Annotated in this window: 19 protein-coding genes, 1 other RNA gene and 1 pseudogene; 13 read left to right on the top strand and 8 right to left on the bottom strand. The window is 64.1% G+C overall.

Features of this window, described 5'->3' with window-relative positions:
- Positions 1–82: 82 nt before the first annotated feature.
- Entirely contained in the window at positions 83–1,003 is a 921-nt protein-coding gene (locus LB572_RS03985) for a DMT family transporter (RefSeq protein WP_224666801.1), read from the bottom strand.
- A gap of 214 nt (positions 1,004–1,217) precedes the next feature.
- Between LB572_RS03985 and LB572_RS03980 the strand changes: the two genes are divergently transcribed.
- Positions 1,218–2,438: an alanine racemase gene (locus tag LB572_RS03980; protein WP_224666800.1), complete on the top strand. Its 1,221-nt coding sequence runs from the start codon at positions 1,218–1,220 to the stop codon at positions 2,436–2,438.
- A gap of 81 nt (positions 2,439–2,519) precedes the next feature.
- Here the strand turns inward: LB572_RS03980 and LB572_RS03975 are convergent, their stop codons facing one another.
- On the bottom strand, positions 2,520–3,698 hold the full coding sequence (locus LB572_RS03975) for a lytic murein transglycosylase (RefSeq protein WP_140806915.1): 1,179 nt from the start codon (positions 3,696–3,698) through the stop codon (positions 2,520–2,522).
- A gap of 184 nt (positions 3,699–3,882) precedes the next feature.
- The gene (locus tag LB572_RS03970; RefSeq protein WP_224666799.1) at positions 3,883–4,674 is read right to left on the bottom strand and encodes a glycoside hydrolase family 25 protein; all 792 of its coding nucleotides are present in this window, start codon (positions 4,672–4,674) and stop codon (positions 3,883–3,885) included.
- 288 nt (positions 4,675–4,962) lie between these two features.
- Here LB572_RS03970 and LB572_RS03965 point away from each other — a divergent pair, with 288 nt between their 5' ends.
- A complete protein-coding gene (locus LB572_RS03965; protein WP_224666798.1) occupies positions 4,963–6,345 on the top strand; it encodes a serine hydrolase domain-containing protein in 1,383 nt (460 codons plus the stop codon).
- A 36-nt stretch (positions 6,346–6,381) separates the two neighbouring features.
- Here LB572_RS03965 and LB572_RS03960 read toward each other — a convergent pair whose 3' ends face one another.
- The 4 genes from LB572_RS03960 to LB572_RS03945 form a co-directional block, all read right to left on the bottom strand.
- Positions 6,382–6,690, bottom strand: coding sequence for a HigA family addiction module antitoxin (locus tag LB572_RS03960; protein WP_224666797.1), 309 nt, complete (start codon positions 6,688–6,690; stop codon positions 6,382–6,384).
- Between the two features lie 86 nt (positions 6,691–6,776).
- Positions 6,777–7,442, bottom strand: coding sequence for a class I SAM-dependent methyltransferase (locus tag LB572_RS03955; RefSeq protein ID WP_224666796.1), 666 nt, complete (start codon positions 7,440–7,442; stop codon positions 6,777–6,779).
- Entirely contained in the window at positions 7,439–8,737 is a 1,299-nt protein-coding gene (locus tag LB572_RS03950; protein ID WP_224666795.1) for a DUF3419 family protein, read from the bottom strand. Before LB572_RS03950 ends, LB572_RS03955 begins: the two co-directional genes overlap by 4 nt.
- A 43-nt stretch (positions 8,738–8,780) precedes the next feature.
- On the bottom strand, positions 8,781–12,413 hold the full coding sequence (locus LB572_RS03945) for a hydantoinase B/oxoprolinase family protein (protein ID WP_224666794.1): 3,633 nt from the start codon (positions 12,411–12,413) through the stop codon (positions 8,781–8,783).
- Between the two features lie 176 nt (positions 12,414–12,589).
- Between LB572_RS03945 and LB572_RS03940 the strand changes: the two genes are divergently transcribed.
- The 7 genes and pseudogenes from LB572_RS03940 to LB572_RS03910 all read left to right on the top strand — a co-directional run.
- Positions 12,590–12,796 carry a hypothetical protein gene (locus LB572_RS03940; RefSeq protein WP_224666793.1) on the top strand — a complete coding sequence of 69 codons (207 nt, stop codon included), beginning with the start codon at positions 12,590–12,592 and terminating at the stop codon, positions 12,794–12,796.
- Between the two features lie 132 nt (positions 12,797–12,928).
- The gene (locus LB572_RS03935; RefSeq protein ID WP_224666792.1) at positions 12,929–13,648 is read left to right on the top strand and encodes a J domain-containing protein; all 720 of its coding nucleotides are present in this window, start codon (positions 12,929–12,931) and stop codon (positions 13,646–13,648) included.
- On the top strand, positions 13,645–14,412 hold the full coding sequence (locus tag LB572_RS03930; protein WP_224666791.1) for an N-acetylmuramoyl-L-alanine amidase: 768 nt from the start codon (positions 13,645–13,647) through the stop codon (positions 14,410–14,412). Before LB572_RS03935 ends, LB572_RS03930 begins: the two co-directional genes overlap by 4 nt.
- A 186-nt stretch (positions 14,413–14,598) precedes the next feature.
- Positions 14,599–15,303 carry a lytic transglycosylase domain-containing protein gene (locus LB572_RS03925; RefSeq protein WP_140806905.1) on the top strand — a complete coding sequence of 235 codons (705 nt, stop codon included), beginning with the start codon at positions 14,599–14,601 and terminating at the stop codon, positions 15,301–15,303.
- Between the two features lie 160 nt (positions 15,304–15,463).
- Positions 15,464–15,860, top strand: an RNA gene (gene rnpB, locus LB572_RS03920) — RNase P RNA component class A.
- Between the two features lie 154 nt (positions 15,861–16,014).
- A complete protein-coding gene (locus LB572_RS03915) occupies positions 16,015–16,290 on the top strand; it encodes a type II toxin-antitoxin system ParD family antitoxin (protein WP_224666790.1) in 276 nt (91 codons plus the stop codon).
- Positions 16,287–16,550: pseudogene (locus LB572_RS03910) on the top strand (type II toxin-antitoxin system RelE/ParE family toxin); the annotation flags it as partial. The gene LB572_RS03915 and the pseudogene LB572_RS03910, both read left to right, overlap by 4 nt.
- Before the next feature lie 43 nt (positions 16,551–16,593).
- Here the strand turns inward: LB572_RS03910 and LB572_RS03905 are convergent.
- On the bottom strand, positions 16,594–17,709 hold the full coding sequence (locus LB572_RS03905; protein ID WP_224666789.1) for a cystathionine gamma-lyase: 1,116 nt from the start codon (positions 17,707–17,709) through the stop codon (positions 16,594–16,596).
- A 396-nt stretch (positions 17,710–18,105) separates the two neighbouring features.
- Between LB572_RS03905 and mraZ the strand changes: the two genes are divergently transcribed.
- From mraZ to LB572_RS03885, 4 genes are read left to right on the top strand one after another with little or no spacing between them, the layout of a single operon-like run.
- Positions 18,106–18,564, top strand: a complete 459-nt coding sequence (mraZ, locus tag LB572_RS03900; protein WP_140806902.1) for a division/cell wall cluster transcriptional repressor MraZ — start codon at positions 18,106–18,108, stop codon at positions 18,562–18,564.
- Positions 18,561–19,577, top strand: coding sequence for a 16S rRNA (cytosine(1402)-N(4))-methyltransferase RsmH (gene rsmH, locus LB572_RS03895; RefSeq protein WP_224666788.1), 1,017 nt, complete (start codon positions 18,561–18,563; stop codon positions 19,575–19,577). The genes mraZ and rsmH overlap by 4 nt, the downstream gene beginning before the upstream one ends.
- Positions 19,578–19,581: 4 nt before the next feature.
- The gene (locus tag LB572_RS03890; RefSeq protein ID WP_140806900.1) at positions 19,582–19,977 is read left to right on the top strand and encodes a hypothetical protein; all 396 of its coding nucleotides are present in this window, start codon (positions 19,582–19,584) and stop codon (positions 19,975–19,977) included.
- Complete coding sequence (locus tag LB572_RS03885) at positions 19,974–21,698, top strand: peptidoglycan D,D-transpeptidase FtsI family protein (RefSeq protein WP_140806899.1); 1,725 nt, start codon at positions 19,974–19,976, stop codon at positions 21,696–21,698. Before LB572_RS03890 ends, LB572_RS03885 begins: the two co-directional genes overlap by 4 nt.
- The last annotated feature ends 25 nt before the right edge of the window (positions 21,699–21,723 follow it).

The following is a 21,723-nucleotide window of genomic DNA, read 5'->3' as shown; positions in this document are numbered from 1 at the left end:
TGCCGTTAGCCGTTGAAACTCTTCGGCAAAAGCCGGCTTCGCCGTTGTGAATAAATTGTGGCGGCGGTGTGGCATGACACCGCTAACATTTGCCGAACAATCGGCCGTCGATGGTGACCAGGCCTAAACCGATCAGCGTCATGCCGCCGATCTCGAACAGCGCCAGCCGCTCGCCGAGGAAGAGGAAGCCGAGCAGCACCGCACTGACCGGCACGACCAGGGTGACCAGCGAGGCATTGGTGGCGCCGGCCGAGGCGACGAGGTTGAAATAGAGGATGTAGGCGAAGGCGGTGGACAGCAACGCCAGGCCCAGGACCGCGGCCCAGACGGGTGGCGAAACCGAGAAAAGCCCTGAGGGGCCATACGCAATCAGCACGACCGGGATCATGATGATGGTCGATGCGGTCAGCTGCCCGGTGGCGATGACCGGCGAAGGCACGCCCTTGAAGCGGCGCGCGATCATCAGGGCGACGGCGTAGGAGAGCGAAGCGCCGACCAACGCGGACTTGGCCCAGACCGGCCCGCCGAGCCCGGCAAGCAGGCCAGGGCCGATCATGACCGCCGTTCCGGCAACGCCGAGCGCGATTCCGGCCAGCTTGTTCCACGACAGCTTCTCGTCGGTCGTGAGCGCGTTGGCGAGGATCAGCGTCCAGAACGGCGTCGTCGCGTTGAGCACGGAGGCGACGCCGGCGCCGAGCTGCGTCTGGCCGGCGAAGATGAGCGAGAAGGGCACGACGTTGTTGGTCAGCGCCAAAAGGAAGAAGAGGCCGGCATGCGGGAAGGCGAGCCGGAACGAAGGGCCGCGGACCGCCAGATAGAGCTGGAGTGCGATCGCGGCGATGGCGACGCGAAACAGCACCAGCGCCAGCGGATGGATTTCCGACACGGCAATGCGAGCAAAAAAGAACGAACCGCCCCAGATCGCGCCGAGCAGGAGAAGCTGCGCCCAATCCGTGAGCGTCATCGGTCCGCGCGTCGGCGCGGCGCCGGCCGTAATCGACATGTCCTGCTCCTCCCCGGGCCGATCGCAACCTCAGCCCGTCAAACATCGCAACAACCGATATCGAGTTCGGCGGCAAGAGCCACCCGAAACCTGACCGGTGGTTTAGCGTTGGCGAAATGTGCGGCCGGCCGCTCCGGGCCGCCAGACACAGAACTGTTTTCTTTGGCGGCTAGCTAGGATTAATTGTGCGCGCTCCAGACCTGAGGATTCGTCCATGCAGCGATTCGAAAATGCCCGTGAAGCGGCACTGGCGCTCCGTCCCGACGATCCGGTCTATTGCTTCCGCCCCCAGGTGCTGAAGGCGGATGCCTTGCAGTTCATGGGCATGTTTCCCGGCAAGACCGCTTATGCGGTGAAAACCAATGGCGAGCAGATCGTGCTGAAGACATTGGTGGAAGCAGGCGTCAGCACCTTCGACGTCGCCTCGCCCGGCGAGTTCGCCGCCGTGCGTGCCGTCTCGGCGGATGCCGAGATGCTCTACATGCATCCGGTCAAGGCGCAGTCGGACATCAAGCTGGCGCTCGAGAAATATGGCATCCGGGTGATTTCGCTCGACCACGAGGACGAGATCACCAAGCTGACGCGCGTCGTACGCGCGCTCGATATCGACCCGGGCGCCATCACCGTCTTCGTGCGCATCCAGACCAAGGGTCATGCGGCTTATGAATTGTCGAAGAAGTTCGGCGCCGGGCCTGCCAATGCCGTCGAGCTTGCCGAGCGCCTGAACCGCACCGGCTACAAGGTGGGGCTCTGCTTCCATGTCGGCAGCCAGATCGAGGATCCCGATACCTATGAACGGGCGCTCGCCTCGGCCGACTGGGTGCGCAACCGCCTGACCTTCGACATTGCCGGTCTCGATGTCGGCGGCGGCTTTCCGGCCGAGTATGGCCATGATCCCAATCGCAAGCAGGTCGAGATGCCGTCGCTCGGCCAGTTGATGTCGCGGCTGGCCGGCGATCTCAGGGAATACCAGTTCGACCAGATGCCACTGGTGGCCGAACCCGGACGCGTGATCGTGGCGCGGTGCCTCTCGCTGATCGTGCGGGTGCTGTTGCGCAAGGGCAAGCGGCTCTACATCAATGACGGCATCTGGGCCTCGCTGTCGGATTCATGGACCGGCAAGATCACGCTGCCGGCGCGCTTCATCCCCGACCCCGCGATCCGCACGCGCAACGGCGACGAGAAAACCATCGTGCCGTTCAAGGTCTGCGGCGCGACCTGCGATTCCGTCGATATCCTGTCCAGGCCGTTCTGGCTGCCGGAAACGGTCGACACCGGCGACTGGATCGAGATCGGCCATATCGGCGCCTACTCGCTGTCGCTGAGGACGCGCTTCAACGGCTTTTACCCCGACACTTTCGTCGAGGTGACGACGCCGTTCGACGAAGGCGATGCGCCGCAGGGGTTTGCGAGCCTGGAGACGATGGCGGATTGAGTCTTTCCTTTCTCCCAAAAGGGGAGAAGGTGTCGCCGAAGGTGCGGGGTGTTCCGGGGAACGCCAACGTCGGGAAGGGCGCTACAGCTTCGCCAACAATTCCGCCGTCGGCCAGCCATCCACCGGCAATCCAAGCCGCGTCTGCTCCTTGCGGACCGCTTCGCGCGTGTTGGTGCCCAGGATGCCGTCGACCGTGCCGACGTCGTAGCCCTTGGCTTCGAGCTTGGTCTGCAGCGCCTTCATCTGGTCGCCGTTGAGGCCGGGCTCGGGCATGCGCGGATCGAATTGCGGCGCGCCGGCAAGGCGCGTGGCAAGCACGGCCGCGGTCAGCGCGTAGGTGAAGGACTGGTTCCATTCCAGGTAGACGTCGAAATTGTCGTAAGCCAGGAAGGCAGGCCCCTTGCGGCCCATGGGCAGCGCCAGACCGGCCTTGAGCCCGTTGTCGACGAGCGGCGAGCCGTCCGGATTGGTCACGCCCCATTGCACCCATTGCGACAGCGGCAGCTTGTTGGTGCGGCCGGTCTGGTCCCATGGCATCTCGTCGGGGACGCGCACTTCCTGGACCCAGGGCTGGTCGCGCTTCCAGCCGCGCGACATGATCTTGTTGGCCGTCGTCATGATGACGTCCGGCACGCTGCTCCTGAGATCGACCTTGCCGTCGCCGTCGCCATCGACGCCCTCGGCAAGGTAGTCGGTCGGCAGGATTTGCGTCTGGCCGATTTCGCCGGCCCAGGCGCCCTTGACGTCGGCCGGCAGCACGCCGCGGTCGATGAGCGTCAGCAGCGGCACCAATTGCTGCCGGAAAAGCTGTGGGCGGCGGCAGTCATGCGAGAGTGTCACCAGCGCGTTGAGGGTGTGGAAGTCGCCCTGCACGGCGCCGAAATCGGTCTCCAACCCCCAGAACGCGGCGATGATGGCCGGCTGGACGCCGAACTCCTTGTCGGCGCGGGCGAAGACGTCGGCATATTTCTTCAGATTGGCTGCGCCCTGCTTCAGGCGGTAGGCCGAAATCATGCGGCTGGAGAATTCGGTGAAAGTCTGGGTGAAGACGCCCTGGGCGCGGTCGCGCGCAAGCGCCCGCTCGTCGATGGTGGCGTCCTCCAGCGCGTCGAGCCCGATGGGGCCGATGCCGGCCGCCTTGGCCTCAGTCGCCACGCCCTGCTTCCACGCCTCGAAATCGCCGCCGCATTCCTGCGCCGCCGCGGGCAGTGCAAGCGCGCCGACAAAGAGCGCCGCCAGGATTTCAACGCGCAATCGCATCGCTTTCCTTCCGAGACCGGCGCATGGGCCTATCGCGACCCCGGACCAGGATCGGACAGGCGCATGCGAGGATTTCAAAGCCCAGGAGCCGCGCCAGGCACTCGCACGGATGCGCCGCTCCAGATTACCAGCGGTTGCATGTTTCGCCGCCCGCCGTGTCGAAAAGCAGGCGGGGCGGCCGATGTCAACGGGTGTTCTGCCGCAGCCACTTCTTCCAGGCGGCTTCCGAGCCGTTGAAGACGTTGATGTCGGACTTGCCGGTCATGCCGGGCACGATGCCGGTTCCGGTGTACTGCCAGAAGGTGAACGGGTGGCTGCCGTATTTCTCGCGCGGGTGGCCCGCGACCGAGCGCAGCCAGTAGGGATAGCCACGGAACGTCGCCAACTGGTTGTCGTCGAAGAAGTCGATCGAAGTGTAGATGATCGGCTTCTTGCCGTAATAGCGCTCGACCATCTGGAGGAAGACGGTCATTTCGCTGCGCACGGTGGCCGGATCGGGGCGCAGCCTGCAGGTCGGCGATTTCGGGTTCCATTCCATGTCGAGCACCGGCGGCATGGCCGACGGGTCTCTCGGGACATTGGCGATGAACCAGCGCGCCTGGGTTTCGGCCGGCGTGCAGAAATAGAAGAAATGATAGGCGGCGCGCGGAAGTCCGGCGGCCCGGGTGCGCGCCCAGTGCTCGTTGAAATACTCGTCGAAGCGGTCGCCGCCTTCCGTCGCCTTGATGAAGGCGAAGGAAATGCCGCTTGCCCGGGCAGCCGGCCAGTCGACCGAGGTCTGGTATTTGGAAACATCGGTGCCGTGGATGGCATAGTTCCACGGCGCGCCGCTGTCCCATTCATGCGGCTTGGAGTCCTCGAATTTGGGCGCGCGCACGGCGACCGTCTGCGCGGACGGCGACAGCGGCGAAAGATCGTCCACCGTCGAGCAGGCGCTAAGCAGCGTCAGCATAAAAATGGCCGCGAGACGGCGCATGGCATTTCCCAGGCCGGGTTCAGCCGGCCGCTGATGGGTCTTTGCAGATGGCCGTTGCTCGCGCAGGCCCCCTCCGGACGATCGCCCCACAGGATCGCCCCAGTCGCTGTTGTCCGTCCATGTCGTTGTCCCAAAACCGCTGCGCACTCTTGGGCGACATGGAGCAGTAGATCGCCGAACATGGTTGATAATCCATTGACGGCGCTCGACAACGCCGGCGATTTTGCGGAAGCAATGGCGGCAAATCGATGACATAAATCGAGCCGGCGAATCCGAAGGGCGGAAAAGATGCGGGCTGTCGTGAAGTTCATCAAATGGCTGCTTGGCCTTGTGATCCTGGCGGTGGCCGCGCTCTTCGCCTGGCTCTATTTCGCGCCGCCGGAACTGATCCGCGTCGGCTCCGGCTATTCGGCTAAGATCGTCTGCTCGAACGTCTTCATCGCCGGCCGCGACGCCAAAGAGGTGCTGGCGGTCGACGTGCAGGCGCCCGGCCATCCGCTGCTCAGGCTGATGAAAGTCTCCGTCGACAAGGAGCGGGGACTGGTCTCCGCCGGCCTGCTGTGGGTTCTCGGCAAGAGTGTTGCGGTGGAACGCGACGGCGTCGGCTGCGCCTCGGTTCCCAATGGCGATACCGGCAAGGCACGACAGACATCGCTGCGCGCCGCGCCGCCGGCGGCGACGCAGCCAGATGCGCTGTGGCCTGACGGCGAGCGGGTGGATGCCTCGCAGAATCCCGAGGTCGCGAAAATCGTCAACGATGCCGCCATGGCCGGCATCGGCATGCGCGCCATCGTGGCGGTCAAGAACGGCCGCGTCGTCGCGGAGCGTTATGGCGATGGCTTCTCGGCCAAGACGCCGCTGCTCGGCTGGTCGATGACCAAGACGGTGAATGCCGCGATCATCGGCACGCTGGTCAAGGACGGCAAGATGGCGGTCGACAACAAGGGCTTGTTCGCGCCCTGGAAGGCCGATGGCCGCGCCGCCATCAGCCTTGCCGACATGATGGCGATGTCGAGCGGGCTGGAGTTCAACGAGGATTATGGCGACGTCGCCGACGTGACGCGCATGCTCTACCTCGAGCCGGACATGGCTGGCTTCGCCGCGGCGAAGCCGCTGACCGGCGATGTGGGCAAAGTGTTTTCTTATTCGAGCGGCACGGCGGTGATGCTGTCGCGGTTGTGGCAGGACGCGATCGGCGACAAGGCGAAGGCGCTGGCATGGCCGCGCACGGCGCTGTTCGAGCCGCTCGGCATGCACAGCGCGGTCCTCGAAACCGACGAGCAGGGCACCTTTGTCGGCTCGTCCTATCTCTACGCCACCGCGAATGACTGGGCGCGCTTCGGCCAGTTCCTGCTGCAGGGCGGCGTCTGGAACGGCAACCAGATCCTGCCCGCCGGTTTCGTCGACTGGATGCGCGAGCCGGCGCCGGTCTCGAAGGTGTATGGCAAGGGGCAATTGTGGATTGAAGGTCCGGGCGACGAGGGAAATCCCGGCGCGGGCGTCACTGCAGGCCTGCCCAAGGACACCTACTGGATGGAGGGCCATGACGGCCAGACGGTGGCGATCATCCCCTCGGAGCAACTGGTCGTGGTGCGGCTTGGGCTGACCCCGGCCAAGTTGGGCTATCGTCCACAGACGATGGTGGGAGCGCTGGTGAAGGCGCTGCACTAGCTAGCGGGACCTGATCGACGGTCGCCGCAAGCGTGCTTACGCGGCGGTCGGCAAAGGTTTGGCGCGATCCACACGCGCCCGCTCGTCAGGCGAGTTCATCACTTGCCAAAGATCGCTGCGGCGCTGGACGTTCAGCCAGAAATCCGAGCTGTTCCCAAATACACGCGCCAAGATGAGCGCGGTTGCCGCGGTAACGTTGCGGCGGTCGTTGCACAATTCGTTCACATGCTTGCGCTGGACGCCCATGGCCTCGGCCAAAGCCGTCTGTGTCAGGCAGAGCGGCTGCATGAACTCTTCCGTGAGGATTTCGCCAACCGTCGCGGACTTGCGTGCGGTCATCAACATGTCTCACCTCAACTGATACTTAGGTAGGAACCAGAGCGGTGGGCGACCAATGGCGCCCCAACACTCCGCAACTACTGTCTATCATATCAGAGGTCGATCTTAATTACCGAGAGCCAGGCATAGCCGCGATAAAGCGTTCTGAAACGGAAGGTTGCGCCGGCGTGCTCGGATTCCGATTCAAGCACGTCACGCAACGAGGCGCGCGGTGTGACGTGGAATTTCCGCAGCCAGCCGCGCAGCAGGGCGCGGAACCAGTTTGGCAGACCTTCCTGCTGGCCGAAATCGACGACGTGCAGCGAGCCGCCGGGCGCGAGCGCGGCAAGGGCAGCCGATACGGTTTTCTCCCAGCTGGGGATCATCGACAGCGAATAGGACACGAAGACGCGGTCGAAGTGCTCGATGCCGAAGAGGGTCTTGGCGTTGAAATCGGTGGCGTCGCCGCGTGCCAAGCTGACCTTGTCGGAAAGACCTTCACGAGCGATGGCGGCGTTTGCCGTCTCCAGCATCTCGGCCGAGATATCCAAACCGAAGAAACGGGCCTCCGGATAGCGGCGCGCTGCAAGCGCGATGTTGCGGCCGGTGCCGCAGCCGAGCTCCAGCACGGTGCCCGCTTGCGGCACATCCAGCCCGTCGATCAAGCGGTCGCGGCCGAGCAGGTAGTATTTGCGGGTCAGGTCATAGATGTGGCGCTGCCAGCGGTAGACGCCGTCCATCAGTTCGGCATGGCTGGCCGGCAGCTCCGTCGTGCTCATGCGGTGCGCTTCACGTAAAGGTGGAAGCCGCCATAGATGGCCGAGCGGTCCTTCGCCGAGAATTCGCGCGAGGCGTCGGCCTCGTAGGTCCATTGGTCGAGCAGCGAACTGGAGACGCGGCCGGGCAGGAGGCTCGGTTCCGCGGCGGTGCGGAAGATGACACGTGCGCCCACCGAAGCCGTGCGGGTGATCTCGGTCCACAGCGCGTTGAGGAGATCGTCGGTCATCCAGTCCTGCGCGTCGAGCAGGACGAAGCGGTCGACGGTGCCCGCCTCCTTGGCGGCCAGGAACTTGATCAGGTTGGCGTGGTGGATGGCGACGCGGTCGATGTTGTCGCGGATTGTCTTGTAGTTGCGCTGTTCCAGATAGGCAGGCAGCGCCGCCTCGCCGGGTTGCGGATAGCGGCGGGCAAAGGCCTGCCAGGCAAAATAGTTGTTCTTGAGCGGGAAGTCGCAGGCGAGCTTTTCAAGCCGCGCCTTCAAGACGCTGGCCATCGAGCCGTCGCCGGAGGTGATCAGGGAATCATACTGGGCCGGCGGAATGCCGAGGCCGAACAGCGAAGCCTTGCGCGAGGTCGCCCAGCGCAGCAGCTTCCTGTCGAAGACCGGCGCCAACTCCTCGTTGAAGAAGCGGCGCTGCTCGCCGACGTTCTGCGCCTTCATGATGCCGGCCGGGTCGGCACCGAACAGCTTGCCGACGCGATGGCCCATGGCGATGAAGAGGCCGAGCAGGCCGGTCTGGTAGAAGTTGCGGTCGAAGACCGAGATGCGGCGACGCCCGCGCCAGCTGCGGCGTTCCCAGTAGTGTCGGCTGACGGGATCGAGATGCGGCGCGATGAAGCGATCATAAGCATCGGAATTGTGGCTGGTGCCGGCGGCGCCGAAGAAGCGGAACAGGTCGCCCTGCGACGGCAAATGGCGCACCGCTTCCAGCTTCATGCGGTTCAGCGCGATATGCGCGGCGTTGAGATCGACGGCATCGATCCTGGCCGGCGAGCGGGTCAGGTAAGCCAGGATGTTGCAGCCGCCCGACGCGATCGTGACGACGCGATGGCCCGCGCCAAGCTGCATGGCCTCCATGTCGACATCGGGGTCTTCCCAGATCTGCGGATAGACGAGGCCGGAGAAGAGGAAGGCGAACAACCGCTCGGAAATGCCGTCCTTCGACAATGCGCGGTTCTGGTAGACGGCCTTTCCGACTTCCTTGCCTCGACGATAAACGAGTTCTCCGGATACGTCCGACATGGAAAGGTGATTCCCCGTTTGCGTTGGCGCAAGCGGGTAGCGCAGCGTCATGACAGGCAGGTGACAGCCTGTTGACGGCAGGCTGATGCGAATCTCACGCTTTTCCGAACGCTCCAGGCGTCGGCGTGGTGACGATGACGGCTTCGCCGGCCTCGAGCGTGGTCTGGTCGCAGGCCTTCAGGACGTCGACCGAGCCGTCATTGCGCCTGACTTTGGTCGAGCCGGCCTCGCCGTCGCCGCCGCCTTCGAGGCCCTGGGGCGGCCGGTTGCGGTGAGAGGACAGGATCGCGCATTCCATCTTTTCGAGGAAGCGGATGGTGCGCCTGGTGCCGTCGCCGGCATTCCACTTGCCCTTGCCGCCGGAGCCTTCGCGGATGTGGAAGTCTTCCAGCACGACCGGAAAGCGCAGTTCCAGCACCTCCGGGTCGGTAAGCCGCGAATTGGTCATGTGGGTGTGAACGCCGGACGTGCCGGCAAAGCCGCGTCCCGAATTCACCCGGCCAGCCGGCGAGCCGGAGCAGATGGTCTCATAATATTGGTATTTCTTGTTGCCGAAGGTGAGGTTGTTCATCGTGCCTTGCGCGTTGGCGATCGCGCCCATCGCGCCGAATAGCGCATTGGTGACATGCTGCGAGGTCTCGACATTGCCGGCGACCACGGCGGCAGGGTAGGCGGGCTTCAGCATCGAGCCGTCGGGGATGACGATGTTGATCGGCCTGAGGCAGCCGGCGTTCATCGGGATCATGTCCTCGACCATGACGCGGAAGGCGTAGAGCACGGCGGCGCGGGCGACCGGCTCCGGAGCGTTGAAATTGTTCTTCATGACGGGCGACGTGCCGGTGAAATCGACGGTCGCCTCGCGTTTTTGCCGGTCGACGGTGATCTTCACCTTGATCACCTGGCCGGTGTCGGTCGGGTATTCATATGCCGCGCTGTCGGGGAGCCGCTCCAGCACGCGGCGCACGCTCTCGGCGGCATTGTCCTGGACATGGCCCATATAGGCCTCGACGACATCGAGGCCGAAATGCGCGACCATCTTGCGCAGTTCCGCCACGCCCTTTTCGTTGGCGGCGATCTGCGCCTTCAGGTCGGCGATGTTCTGGACGGGGTTGCGCGCGGGGTAGGGGTGGTCGGTGAGCAGCGTCTCCAACTCCCTCTCGCGGAACCGGCCGCGATCGACGATGCGGAAATTGTCGAATAGCACGCCTTCCTCGTCGACCGTTGTGGCCAAAGGCGTCATCGAGCCCGGCGCGGTGCCGCCGACATCGGCGTGATGGCCGCGCGAGGCCGCCCAGAACAGGATCTCGTTCTGCGCATCGTCGAAGACGGGCGTCACCACCGTGATGTCGGGCAGATGCGTGCCGCCATTATAAGGGGCGTTGAGGGCAAACACGTCGCCCGGATGGATGTCGCCGGAATTCAAGCGGATGATGGTTTCGACGGAACGGCCCATCGAGCCCAGATGCACCGGCATGTGCGGCGCGTTGGCGACCAGCGCGCCATGGCGGTCGAACACGGCGCAGGAGAAATCGAGCCGCTCCTTGATGTTGACCGAATAGGCGGTGTTCTGCAGCGTCACACCCATCTGCTCGGCGATCGACATGAAGAGGTTGTTGAAGACCTCCAGCATCACCGGATCGGCGTCGGTGCCGAGGGCCGCTGCACGCGCCTTCCGTTTCGTGCGGCGGATCACGACGTGGTTGAGATTGGTGATCTCGGCGCACCAGCCCGGCTCGACAACGATGGTCTGGTTCGGCTCGATGATCAGCGCGGGTCCGGCGACCGTGTTGGAAGGCCGCAGGTTTTCGCGGCGATAGACGCCGGCCTCGTGCCAGCGGCCCTCGGTGTAGAAACGCCGGTTCTCCAAAGGCTTGGCCTCGATCCCCGCCGGTCCGGCAGGGGCGTAGGCTTCGGCCTTGTCCTGCCGAGCCGCGTCCATGCCTTCGACGGCGACAGTTTCGACGACGATCGGCTTATCGTCATAGACGAAACCGAACTGCGCCTTGTGCGCGGCCTCGAAGTCGCTTCTGGCGCGGAAGATCGAACCATGCTCGAAATTCACCGGCAGCGCCGTATCGGTGCCGTCATAGCGGATGTGCAAGACAGGCTTGGTTGAAACCACGTCCTCGGCAATGCCCTGCTCGCCAAGCTCGGCGATGACCTCGCTGCGCAAGGACACGATGAGCGCCTCGATCGCTGCGCGCGATTCCTCCGCAAGCGGCTGCAGCAGACCCTGCTGGCGCGAGGCGAAGACCGATGAGAGGCCGATACCGTAGGCTGAAAGCAGACCGGAGAAGGGGTGGATGAGCACGGCTTCCATGCCGAGCGCGTCGGCCACCAGGCAGGCATGCTGGCCGCCGGCGCCGCCGAAGCAGTTCAGGAGATATTCGGTGACATCATAGCCGCGCTGCACCGAGATCTTCTTGATGGCGTTGGCCATGTTCTCGACGGCGATGGTGATGAAACCCTCGGCGACCGCCTCGGGCGTCCGGCCATCGCCGATTTCGGCGGCAAGTGCGCGGAATTTCTCGCCAACCGTGCCGACGTCGAGCGGCTGGTCTTGGCCCGCGCCGAAAATCGCCGGGAAGAAATCGGGCTGCAATTTGCCGAGCATGACATTGGCGTCGGTGACGGCGAGCGGGCCGCCGCGCCGGTAGGCGGCGGGGCCGGGATTGGCGCCGGCCGAATCCGGGCCGACGCGGAAGCGGCCGGCTTCATAGTGCAGGATCGAGCCGCCGCCGGCGGCGACCGTATGGATGCGCATCATCGGCGCGCGGATGCGCACGCCGGCGACCTCGGTGTCGAAGGCGCGTTCGTATTCGCCGTCGTAATGGGCGACGTCGGTCGAGGTGCCGCCCATGTCGAAGCCGATGACCTTTTCGAAACCGGCGAGCTTGGCCGTCTCGACCATGCCGACGACGCCGCCCGCCGGCCCCGAAAGCAGTGCGTCCTTGCCCTGGAACAGGTCGGCGGCGGTGAGGCCGCCCGACGACATCATGAACATCAGGCGCGGGCCGGCGCCCAGCTCTCCCGCCACCCGCTGCACATAGCGCGACAGGATCGGCGACAGATAGGCGTCGACCACGGTGGTGTCGCCGCGGCCGACCAGCTTGATCAGCGGCGAGACCTCGTGGCTGACGGAAATCTGACTGAAGCCGATCTTGCGGCAGACCTTGGCCACGGCCTTTTCATGGTCGGGATATTTCCAGGCATGCATGAAGACGATGGCGACCGCGTCGATGCCGTCGGCCTTGGCCTTTTCGATCGCCGGGCGGCAGGCCGCGATGTCGAGCAGGCGCTCGACGCAGCCATCGGCACGCACGCGCTCGTTGACCTCGATCACCCGCTCGTAGAGCTGCTCGGGCAGGATGATTTCCTTGGCGAAGATATCCGGCCTCGCCTGATAGGCGATACGCAGTGCGTCGCGAAAACCCTTGCTGATGAGGAGCAGCACACGATCGCCCTTGCGCTCGAGCAGCGCATTGGTGGCGACGGTGGTGCCCATTTTGACGTCGCCGATCGCCTCGGCGGCAATGGCGGCGCCGGCCTTCAAGCGCAGCAGATCGCGGATGCCCTGGATAGCGGCATCCGCATAAGCCTCGGGATTTTCGGACAAAAGTTTTCGAGGGTGCAGCCGGCCTTGCGGATCACGACCGATGACGTCGGTGAAAGTGCCGCCGCGGTCGATCCAAAAATCCCATTTTCCAATCCCCGAGGCTGCCGGCATTCTGCTTATCCAAATTCTCTTCGAGCGTATGTTCTGTTAGTTCGGGATTATGGCGCCAGCAATCGCAAGTTGATGTTACACATGGAAATGCAACGTTACGAAACCGGCGAGCCTGTTGATACATTTCTCCTGCGACCGCTCACCGAAATGTGAGCGTCTGTTGAAGGAGAGATACCATGAAGAAGCTCATTTTGGCGTCTGTTTCGGCGCTCACCCTGCTGGGGGTCGCGGCTTGTAGCGACAGTGGTACCGACAAGACCACCACCCAGAGCACCAACCCCCCGGCCAACGAGCAGCCGATGAAGCCGGCTTCGCCCGATGCTTCAAAGCCTGCTGAACCGGCTCCGGCAACAAATCCGGCCCCTGCCGCGCCCGCGCAGTAAGAATCGGACCGACAGCATCGAGGAAGGCCGGCCTTGCCGGCCTTCCTTTTGTCATCGATCCCGCGCAGCGCCGGTGGCCTGCGGCATAGTCCCGACTTGATAGAACCGCCCGGTTCGCACTATGAAGCCGGCATGTCGATTTGGGACCGCCTTGGCGACTTCATCGCTCGTGTTTCGTCGTCGGCGTCCTCGGGCGTCGCGGATGTCGTCGAAGCCGTGCGCACCGTTTTTTCCGGCGATCCCGACCTGCGCCGGCGCGTGGCCTTTTCCGTGGCCATGATCGCGCTCTCGGCCAAGATGGCCAAGGCCGACGGCATCGTCACGCAGGACGAGGTGCGGGCCTTCCAGGAAATCTTCGAGGTTCCGCCGAGCGAGACACGCAACGTGGCGCGGCTTTACGACATCGCCAAGCAGGACGTCGCCGGCTTCGAGACCTATGCCCAGCGCATGGCGCAGCTCTGCGGATCCGGCCACGCCAACTGCATGATGCTGGAAGACATCCTCGACGGTCTCTTCCATATCGCCAAGGCGGATGGCCTGATTCATGAGCATGAGGGCCAATTCCTGCACCGCATCGCCGAAATCTTCCGGATCGACGAGGCACATTACGAAGCGATCCTGTCGCGGCACGTCAATCTCGGCGCCGCCGATCCCTACGTCGTTCTGGGCATTGAGCGCGGCAAGCCGTTCGAGGAGGTCAGGAAACGCTATCGCAAGCTGATCTCGGACAATCATCCCGACAGGCTGATCGCACGCGGCCTGCCGCAGGAGTTCATCAAGATCGCCACGACCAGGGTCGCGGCGATCAACGCCGCCTATGAGATGATCGAGCGGGGCCTCAGGCACGTATGAGCGGCTTCCTGCCCGACCAGCCAGGTGCCGAGGTCCGGGTGTCGCCGAATTTCGGTCCGCGCCGCGAGACGCTCCGGCCCGATATGATCGTGCTGCATTATACCGGCATGGCAAGCGGCGCCGGCGCCGAGGCGTGGCTCTGCGATCCGGCGAGCGAAGTGTCCTCGCATTATCTTGTCCATGAGGACGGCCGCATCATCCAGATGGTGCGCGAGAGCGATCGCGCCTGGCATGCCGGCAAGAGTTCCTGGCTCGCGCGCACCGACATCAACTCCTGTTCGGTCGGCATCGAGATCGTCAATCCCGGGCATTCGCTGGGCTACAGGGCCTTCCCGAAGCGACAGATCAATGCCGTGATCGAGTTGTGCTCGGGCATCGTGGGCCGTCATTCCATTCCCGCGGCAAGGGTGCTCGCGCATTCGGACGTGGCCCCCGGCCGCAAGGTCGATCCCGGCGAAAAATTTCCATGGAAGACGTTGTTCGTGGCCGGTATCGGCCACCTCGTGCCGGCCGCGCCGATCAAGCCCGGCGCTGCGCTGAAGGCCGGCGACACCGGCGCCGATGTCGAGGCGCTGCAGTCGATGCTGGCGCTCTACGGCTATGGCGTCGAGATATCGGGTGTCTACGACAAGCAGACGGAAATCGTGGTGGCGGCTTTCCAGCGTCATTTCCGGCGGCGACTGGTGGATGGTGCGGCGGATAATTCGACGCTCCGCACGCTGCAGAGGCTCCTGGCTTCCGCAAAGGCAGCCCCCGCCAGATAGTCCCGCCAGGCTACTTAAATTACAATCTGTCATTTAAAGTGAATTGCGCCGCCTTCTTTGCCGCCAATTCCACCTCCAAATGCCTCTCCCGCAAGTCGTCGGGCGTCTATCCCTCCCTGATGATCCGATGTTGAATTGGCGTAACCGCTCGAAGTTCTTCGCGCGGTTCTAACAGAACAGGACTACATGCAAAAATTGACCGTTGTAGCGGCAGCTGTTGCTGCCGGAGTGATAAGTTTTGCCTTCAATTCGGCAAGCGGCGCCCCCTTAAGCCTTCGGGCAGACAATGGTCTTGCCGTTGCCCCCGCGACGACCAAGGCTGCACCGGGCAGCAAAACGCCAAAGACCAAGAGAGCCCCGGCAAAGGTGCAGAAAGCCACCGCGACCAGGGCGGCGAAATCGACGGCCAAACGCGCCAAGCGCGGCAGAAAGGCCATCGATCTCACCACGACTGCCTCGATCAACCCCGGCAAGACCGCCCTGGCGACGCCGGCTGCGGCTGGCGACGGCCAGTATTCGGCGACCATTGCCCGCTACGCCGTAAGCTATGGCGTGCCGGTGTCGCTGGCCAAGGCCGTCATCAAGATCGAAAGCAACTTTCGGCCGAACATGGTCGGCGGCGCCGGCGAGATCGGCCTGATGCAAATCAAGCCGGCGACAGCGCGCATGATGGGTTACACCGGCTCGGCCAAGGGACTGTTCGATCCCGACACCAACATCAAATACGGCATGAAGTACCTTGCCATGGCGCGAGACCTCGGCGGCGGCACCACCTGCGGCACGATCCTCAAATACAATGCGGGTCATGGCGCGACGCGGATGAATCCGGTTTCGGCCGCCTATTGCAGCAAGGTGAAGGTGCAGTTGGTGGCGTTGGGCTCGCCGGCCTGAGGCTCATCCGTCGAAGCGGATTTGGGCAGCGTGTGTTCTCTATGGATGTCGTTGCCCCAAAACCCGCTGCGGACGCTCAGGTCGACATGACGGCTTTTGGGCGGGATAGGTCAGCTTTTTCGTTTGCGTTTTCGGGCGGGAATCCCTTTATACGCCCTTGCCAGCTGGCTGGGCGGCCGCACCCGCGAGAGCCGAAAGGCTGCGGGTGAGGAAAGTCCGGGCTCCATGGAGACACGGTGCCGGCTAACGGCCGGCGGGGGCGACCCCAGGGAAAGTGCCACAGAAAGCAAACCGCCGCGGCATCCGCCACGGTAAGGGTGAAAGGGTGGGGTAAGAGCCCACCGCGCGACTGGCAACAGAAGCGGCAGGGCAAACCCCACCGGGAGCAAAACCGAATAGGGGCGGTGCGAGGGGAAACCTTCGAGGGCTGTTTCCGGCCCACCGTCCGGGTAGGTTGCGTGAGGCGCATGGCAACATGCGCCCAAGATGAATGGCCGCCACGTTCTCGTCGCAAGGCGAGGGCCATACAGAACCCGGCTTACAGGCCAGCTGGCATTTTTCTCGTGGCGATAGCTGAACGGGATCAGGAGGTTACGCCGGGAGGCGTGCCTTTTGATTCAACGCCAGGTCGTAATCGCCCTGAACGCGATGACCTGTTCCTTGAAGCTGGTGCGATTAAATCGTACCTTTAGAGAAGAGCAGGAGCACATCATGGGTCACGTCGACAAACGCAGCATCACGCTTTCCCCGGAATTGGCGGCCGCTGTGGATGATGTTGTCGCGGCAGGAGAATACGCCTCGGCCAGCGAGGTGATCCGCGATGCGCTCAGGCAATGGAAGGACCGGCGCGACCTGCTCGGCCACACCGTCGAGGAATTGCGCAAGCTTGTGCAGGAAGGGATCGACAGCGGGCCGGGGCGTTTCGTATCGATGGATGAAATAAAGGCCGAAGCCCGTAAGCGGTGGAAATCCAACGACGCGGCATGAAGTTGCTGCCGATCATCCGTACGGCGCACGCTGAAGACGATCTAATCGCGATCTGGCAACACGTGGCGCGGGATAACGAAGCTGCAGCGGATAGACTGCTAGATCGGATCGAGGTCCGTTGCCAACAACTGGCGGCCTATCTGTATTCAGGGCCTCCGCGCGACGATATCGCCTCGGGCATTCGCCACCTCGTTGTTGGCGAATATCTTACTTTCTATCGAATTGGCGACGATGCGATCGAAATCCTGCGCGTGCTGCATGGCCGGCGCAAGATCGAGGCGGAGGATCTGGGACCTTGGCTGCTCAGCCGGCAATCTTGTCCAGCGACGCCTCGATCGCCTGCCAGAGCTGCTCGACCGGCTCGCAGCCGATCGCCAGGCGAACGAAGCCCGGCGGCACGGCATCGCCACGTTTCGAGCGCCGCTCGGCCGATGTGTGCACGCCGCCGAAGGAGGTTGCCGCTTCAACAAGCCGACAGCCGTCGATGAACGCCTCGGCCTGTTCTTCGGAGCCGAGCTCGAAGGAAATCAGGAAGCCGAAGCGCTCCATCTGGACGCGCGCCAGATTGTGCGAGGCATCGCCCTCGAGCCCGGGAAAGCGCAGGCCGCCGACGGCGCGATGGTCTTTCAGGCGCCGCGCGATCGTTTCGGCCGACGAGCACATGCGGTCGAAGCGCACCTCCAGCGTTTCGAGGCCGCGATGCACGAGCCATGCTTCGAACGGCCCGGGGATGCCGCCGGCCGTCTCGCGCCAATCCTTCACCCTGGCGACAATGTCGGGATCGCGGCTCGCGACATGGCCGAAGAGAACGTCCGAATGGCCGTTGATCGCCTTGGTATCGGCCGAGACCACGATGTCGGCGCCGAGATCCAGCGGGCGCTGGCCGAAGGGCGTCATCGTCGTGTTGTCGACGATCAGGACGCCCCCTTGCGTATGGACGGCCTTGGCGACGGCGGTGATGTCGCAGATGTCCAGCCGCGGGTTCGACGGACTTTCGACAAAAACCGCCCGGTAGCCAGCAAAACCGTCGTCGAGCATGCTTGCCGTCGGCCGCAGGTCGTAGGCGACGCCGAGGGGTTTCAGGAAACGCTCCGCCAGCGCGCGCGTCGTGTGATAGCCGTCCGAGGGCAAGAGGATGCGGTCGCCCGATTTGAGGAGCGCGAAAAAGGCCGCGGAAATCGCACCCATTCCAGACGGGAAGGCAACGCATTGCGCATCTTCCAGATGGCCAAGCGCGTGCTCGACCGCATGCCAGGTCGGGTTGCTGAAGCGGCCATACTGATCGAAGCCGGTCGCATCGCCCGGGGCGTGGAAGATCGAGGCCATGGTCAACGGCAACGGAATAGGATCGCCCTTGGCGAAACCGGCGCTGCGCAAATGGGCAAGTGTCGCGGCGCGTGACTTCGCAGTGTCGGACATCGGCTCGATCCTTGGTCAGGGCAGAAAACTTCAACCGACGCTATGCGCGGCGGCTGCGCGCAGCAAGCCGCGTCTTTTTGGGCCAGACGGCTCTAAACGCTTCGTTAGGCTTAATGGACGATAAAGACGAGACGTGCCTTCAGCCTGCGCTTTCTGGTTGTGGCGTGCGTGTTTGTGATGCCTGCTCCCGTTGACGCCCATAGTGCCCCATGATATCCCATTCGCATCATCAAGCTTTCGTTCCGCGTCAGGGTGAAGCGTACGCCAATCGGGCAGCCGCGGCGGCGGTGCGTTTGCCGGTTTTCGCCTCGGTGAATGAAGCGATTTGCCGCGCATGCGGCGAGGACGCGGAGAACAACATGAGGGGTGCAGCGGCAACAGCGGCTGTAGCGTTTATTGGACCGGTTTCTGTCAAACACGGTGAGCAGGATCGACGCGAAGGGGCGGGTGTCCGTTCCGGCGCATTTTCGCGCGGTGGTGCAAAAGCGCGGTTATTCGGAACTCTACGCGCTGCGTTGCCTGGACTTGCCGGCCATGGATGTCGGAGGGCTCGACCTGCTCGACCGCTACGAGCAGCGGATCGCGCTGGAAGACCCGTTCCTGCAGGCGGCGGACGACATGTCGTTCTTTTGCCATGGCGACGGGACATTTCTGAAGCTGGACCAGGACGGCCGCATCACCATGACCGATTTCATCCGCGAGCATACGGGCATCGCGAACGAGGTGGCCTTTGTCGGCCGCGGCAATTTCTTTCAGATTTGGGAGCCGGGACGGCTTGCGGCCTATGGGGCGCAGGCGCGGGCCAGGCTTTTGCAGCTTCGGCAGGGGACGAAGCCCGGGGAGCGATCGGAATGATGGCTGGCCACGGCGATGACCCTCACGCCGTTGGCGGACTGGCCCGTCACATTCCGGTCCTCCTTGCCGAGGTGCTCGACGCGCTCGCGCCGAAGGCCGGTGAGACGATGGTCGATGGGACATTCGGCGCCGGCGGTTACACCAGCGCCATCCTCGACCGCGGCGCCTCCGTTGTCGCCATCGACCGCGACCCGGACGCAATCGCGGCGGGCAGGGCGATCGAAGAACGGGCCGGCGGCCGGCTGAGGCTTGTCCAGGCGCCGTTCTCGACGCTGGACGAGCATGTCGAGGACGCCGACGGCGTCGTGCTCGACATCGGCGTTTCCTCCATGCAGCTCGACCAGGCGGCGCGCGGCTTTTCCTTTCGCGCCGACGGGCCGCTCGACATGCGTATGGCGCAGGCTGGTCTTTCCGCCGCCGACGTCGTCAACACTTTCAAGGCGGGCGATCTTGCCCGCATCTTCGGCTTTCTCGGCGAGGAGCGCCATGCCGGCCGCATCGCGCGCATGATCGAAAGCCGGCGCGAGAAGAAGCCTTTCGAGCGCACGCTCGATCTCGCCGACGCCATCGAGACGCATATCGGGCGGGGACCGAAGGACAAGATCCATCCGGCCACGCGCGTCTTCCAAGCGCTGCGCATCTTCGTCAATGACGAGCTTGGCGAACTGGCAAGGGCGCTGCTGGCCGCCGAGCGTGTGCTGAAGCCCGGCGGACGGCTTGCCGTGGTGACGTTCCATTCGCTGGAAGACCGCATCGTCAAGCGCTTCATCGCCGACCGTTCCGAAGCCGCCAGCGGCTCGCGCCACATGCCCGACGCGCCCCAGCGCGCCGCGACCTTCCGCAAGGCCGGCGGCGGCGTGACGCCGGGGGAGGCCGAGACGGAGGCCAATCCGCGGGCGCGCTCGGGCAGGCTGCGCGCGGCGATCCGCACCGATGCCCCGGCGCGCGCCGGCGATTTTTCGATTTTCGGCCTTCCAAAGCTTCCCGCCGTCGAGCGGCCGGGGGAGAGGTAAGAACGTGTTTCGTACCAGCGACATAGTCCTGATCGCCGTCATGGTCTCGGCCGCGGCCCTGACCTACAAGACGAAGCGGGAAGCCGAGGAGCAACTGGCGGCGGTGCAGAAGATACAGGCGCAGATCCATTACGAGGAAGAAACGATCGATCTCCTCAAGGCGGACTGGAGCCTGCTCACGCAGCCGTCGCGGCTGCAGAAGCTTGCCGATGTCTATAAGAGCCAGCTCGGGCTCGAACCGGTCAACGCGCACCAGATCGGCAGCCTCGACGACATCCCCGTGAAACCCGTGACCATCGAGGACCTTTCCTCGCAGCGGCTTGGCGGCATGGCCGACAATTCGGGTAAGGAGCCGTCGGACAGTAAGGATCCAGTGGTCACCGGGAGCACCGTTCAATGATCGGCGGGTTTCCAAGGATCGGTAACCTGCTGAAGCGCCGCAAGAAGCAGGCCGAGGACGGCTCGATCGTCGTCGATGCCGCCCGCAAGGCGACAGGCGGCAAGGCAAGGACGCGCATCGTCATGACGATGGCGGTGTTCTTCACCATCTATTCGACCATTGCCGGCCGGCTCGTCTATCTCGGCATGCAGAACCCGGATCTCTCGGGCGGCCCGGAGAGCCGGGTCACGGCGTCGCGTCCGGACATCGTCGACCGCAACGGCGAGGTGCTGGCGACCGACATCAAGACGGCGTCGCTGTTCGCCGAGCCGCGCCGCATCGTCGACGCCGACGAAGCGATCGAGAAATTGTCGACCGTGCTGCCGGAGATCGATTACGAGCAGACCTACCGCAAGCTCAAGAGCGGCGCCGGCTTCGTCTGGCTGCAGCGCCAGCTGACGCCGAAGCAGCAGGCCGACATCATGGCGCTGGGCGTCCCCGGCCTCGGCTTCCGTACCGAAAAGCGGCGCTTCTATCCGAGCGGCGAGACCTCGTCCTACATCGTCGGCCTCACCAACATCGACAACCAGGGCATCTCCGGCATGGAGAAGTATATCGACGAGCAGGGGCTGAGCGACCTGCAGGCGTCGGGTCTGGCGGTGGCCAGGGATCTCAAGCCGGTCAAGCTGTCGATCGATCTGCGCGTCCAGCATGTGGTGCGCGATGAGATCGCCGCCGGCCTGGAGCGCTATCGCGCATTGGGCGCCGGCGCCGTCGTGCTGAACATCAAGACAGGCGAAGTGATGGCGATGGCCTCGGTGCCGGACTTCGACCCGAACAATCCGTATAACGCACAGGAAAAAGACCGGCTGAACCGCATGTCGGCCGGCCTCTACGAGATGGGCTCGACCTTCAAGAGCTTCACCTCGGCCATGACGCTCGATTCCGGCAAGGCGACGATGGCGAGCCGCTTCGACGCGTCGCATCCGATCCGGGTCGGCCATCAGGCCATCCACGATTTCCACGGCAAGAACCGTGTGCTGTCGCTGCCGGAGGTGTTCCTCTATTCGTCCAACATCGGGTCGGCCAGGGAGGCCGAGCTGGTCGGCATCGAGGGGCATCGCGAATTCCTGCATCGCCTTGGCATCCTGGACAGGATGCAGACCGAACTGCCGGAGGTCGCGCGTCCGACCGAACCCAAGGTCTGGAAACAGGTCAATTCGTTCACCATCGCCTTTGGCCATGGCGTGTCGACGACGCCGCTGCAGGCCGCTGTCGGCTGCGCGGCGCTGATGCAGGGCTATCTGATCGAGCCGACCTTCCTGGTCCGCAGCGAGCAGGAGGCCATGGCCGTCGCCAAGAAAGTGGTCAGCGACAAGACGGTCGAAGGCATGCGCTATCTCTATACGCTCAACGCCGAGAAGGGCTCGGCCAGAAATGCCAGGGTCCCCGGCTACCGCGTTGGCGGCAAGACCGGAACAGCCGAGAAGGTCATCAACGGCCGCTACTCCAAGGAGTTGAATTTCAACACCTTCGTCGCCGCCTTCCCGATGGACGATCCGCAATTTCTGGTGTTCACGATCGCCGACGCTCCGCATCCGGAAAAGCCCGGGATGACGGACGTCGCCGCCAACAATGCGGGGGTTATGGCCGGCAATATCATCAGGCGCGCAGCGGCCATGCTTGGCGTGAAGCCAGATTTCAGCCATGAAAATGGTGCAACGCTGGTTTCCTATCAGTGATTCTTGGGGCGCGCCGGCAACTGCG

Origin of the sequence: Mesorhizobium sp. BH1-1-5, assembly GCF_020165615.1 — a bacterium.
Classification (GTDB): Bacteria; Pseudomonadota; Alphaproteobacteria; order Rhizobiales; family Rhizobiaceae; genus Mesorhizobium.
This window is presented reverse-complemented; position numbering and strand designations above follow the sequence as displayed.

What these genes read in the sequence shown, in the direction of transcription:
- LB572_RS03975 (WP_140806915.1), bottom strand. Translation starts at nt 3,698, where the DNA reads ATGCGATTGCGCGTTGAAATCCTGGCGGCGCTCTTTGTCGGCGCGCTT.
- LB572_RS03930 (WP_224666791.1), top strand. Translation starts at nt 13,645, where the DNA reads ATGAGCGGCTTCCTGCCCGACCAGCCAGGTGCCGAGGTCCGGGTGTCG.
- LB572_RS03950 (WP_224666795.1), bottom strand. Translation starts at nt 8,737, where the DNA reads ATGACGCTGCGCTACCCGCTTGCGCCAACGCAAACGGGGAATCACCTT.
- LB572_RS03905 (WP_224666789.1), bottom strand. Translation starts at nt 17,709, where the DNA reads ATGTCCGACACTGCGAAGTCACGCGCCGCGACACTTGCCCATTTGCGC.
- LB572_RS03945 (WP_224666794.1), bottom strand. Translation starts at nt 12,413, where the DNA reads ATGCCGGCAGCCTCGGGGATTGGAAAATGGGATTTTTGGATCGACCGC.
- LB572_RS03925 (WP_140806905.1), top strand. Translation starts at nt 14,599, where the DNA reads ATGCAAAAATTGACCGTTGTAGCGGCAGCTGTTGCTGCCGGAGTGATA.
- LB572_RS03970 (WP_224666799.1), bottom strand. Translation starts at nt 4,674, where the DNA reads ATGCGCCGTCTCGCGGCCATTTTTATGCTGACGCTGCTTAGCGCCTGC.
- LB572_RS03935 (WP_224666792.1), top strand. Translation starts at nt 12,929, where the DNA reads ATGTCGATTTGGGACCGCCTTGGCGACTTCATCGCTCGTGTTTCGTCG.
- LB572_RS03955 (WP_224666796.1), bottom strand. Translation starts at nt 7,442, where the DNA reads ATGAGCACGACGGAGCTGCCGGCCAGCCATGCCGAACTGATGGACGGC.
- rsmH (WP_224666788.1), top strand. Translation starts at nt 18,561, where the DNA reads ATGATGGCTGGCCACGGCGATGACCCTCACGCCGTTGGCGGACTGGCC.
- LB572_RS03915 (WP_224666790.1), top strand. Translation starts at nt 16,015, where the DNA reads ATGGGTCACGTCGACAAACGCAGCATCACGCTTTCCCCGGAATTGGCG.
- LB572_RS03965 (WP_224666798.1), top strand. Translation starts at nt 4,963, where the DNA reads ATGCGGGCTGTCGTGAAGTTCATCAAATGGCTGCTTGGCCTTGTGATC.
- LB572_RS03960 (WP_224666797.1), bottom strand. Translation starts at nt 6,690, where the DNA reads ATGTTGATGACCGCACGCAAGTCCGCGACGGTTGGCGAAATCCTCACG.
- LB572_RS03885 (WP_140806899.1), top strand. Translation starts at nt 19,974, where the DNA reads ATGATCGGCGGGTTTCCAAGGATCGGTAACCTGCTGAAGCGCCGCAAG.
- LB572_RS03985 (WP_224666801.1), bottom strand. Translation starts at nt 1,003, where the DNA reads ATGTCGATTACGGCCGGCGCCGCGCCGACGCGCGGACCGATGACGCTC.
- LB572_RS03940 (WP_224666793.1), top strand. Translation starts at nt 12,590, where the DNA reads ATGAAGAAGCTCATTTTGGCGTCTGTTTCGGCGCTCACCCTGCTGGGG.
- LB572_RS03980 (WP_224666800.1), top strand. Translation starts at nt 1,218, where the DNA reads ATGCAGCGATTCGAAAATGCCCGTGAAGCGGCACTGGCGCTCCGTCCC.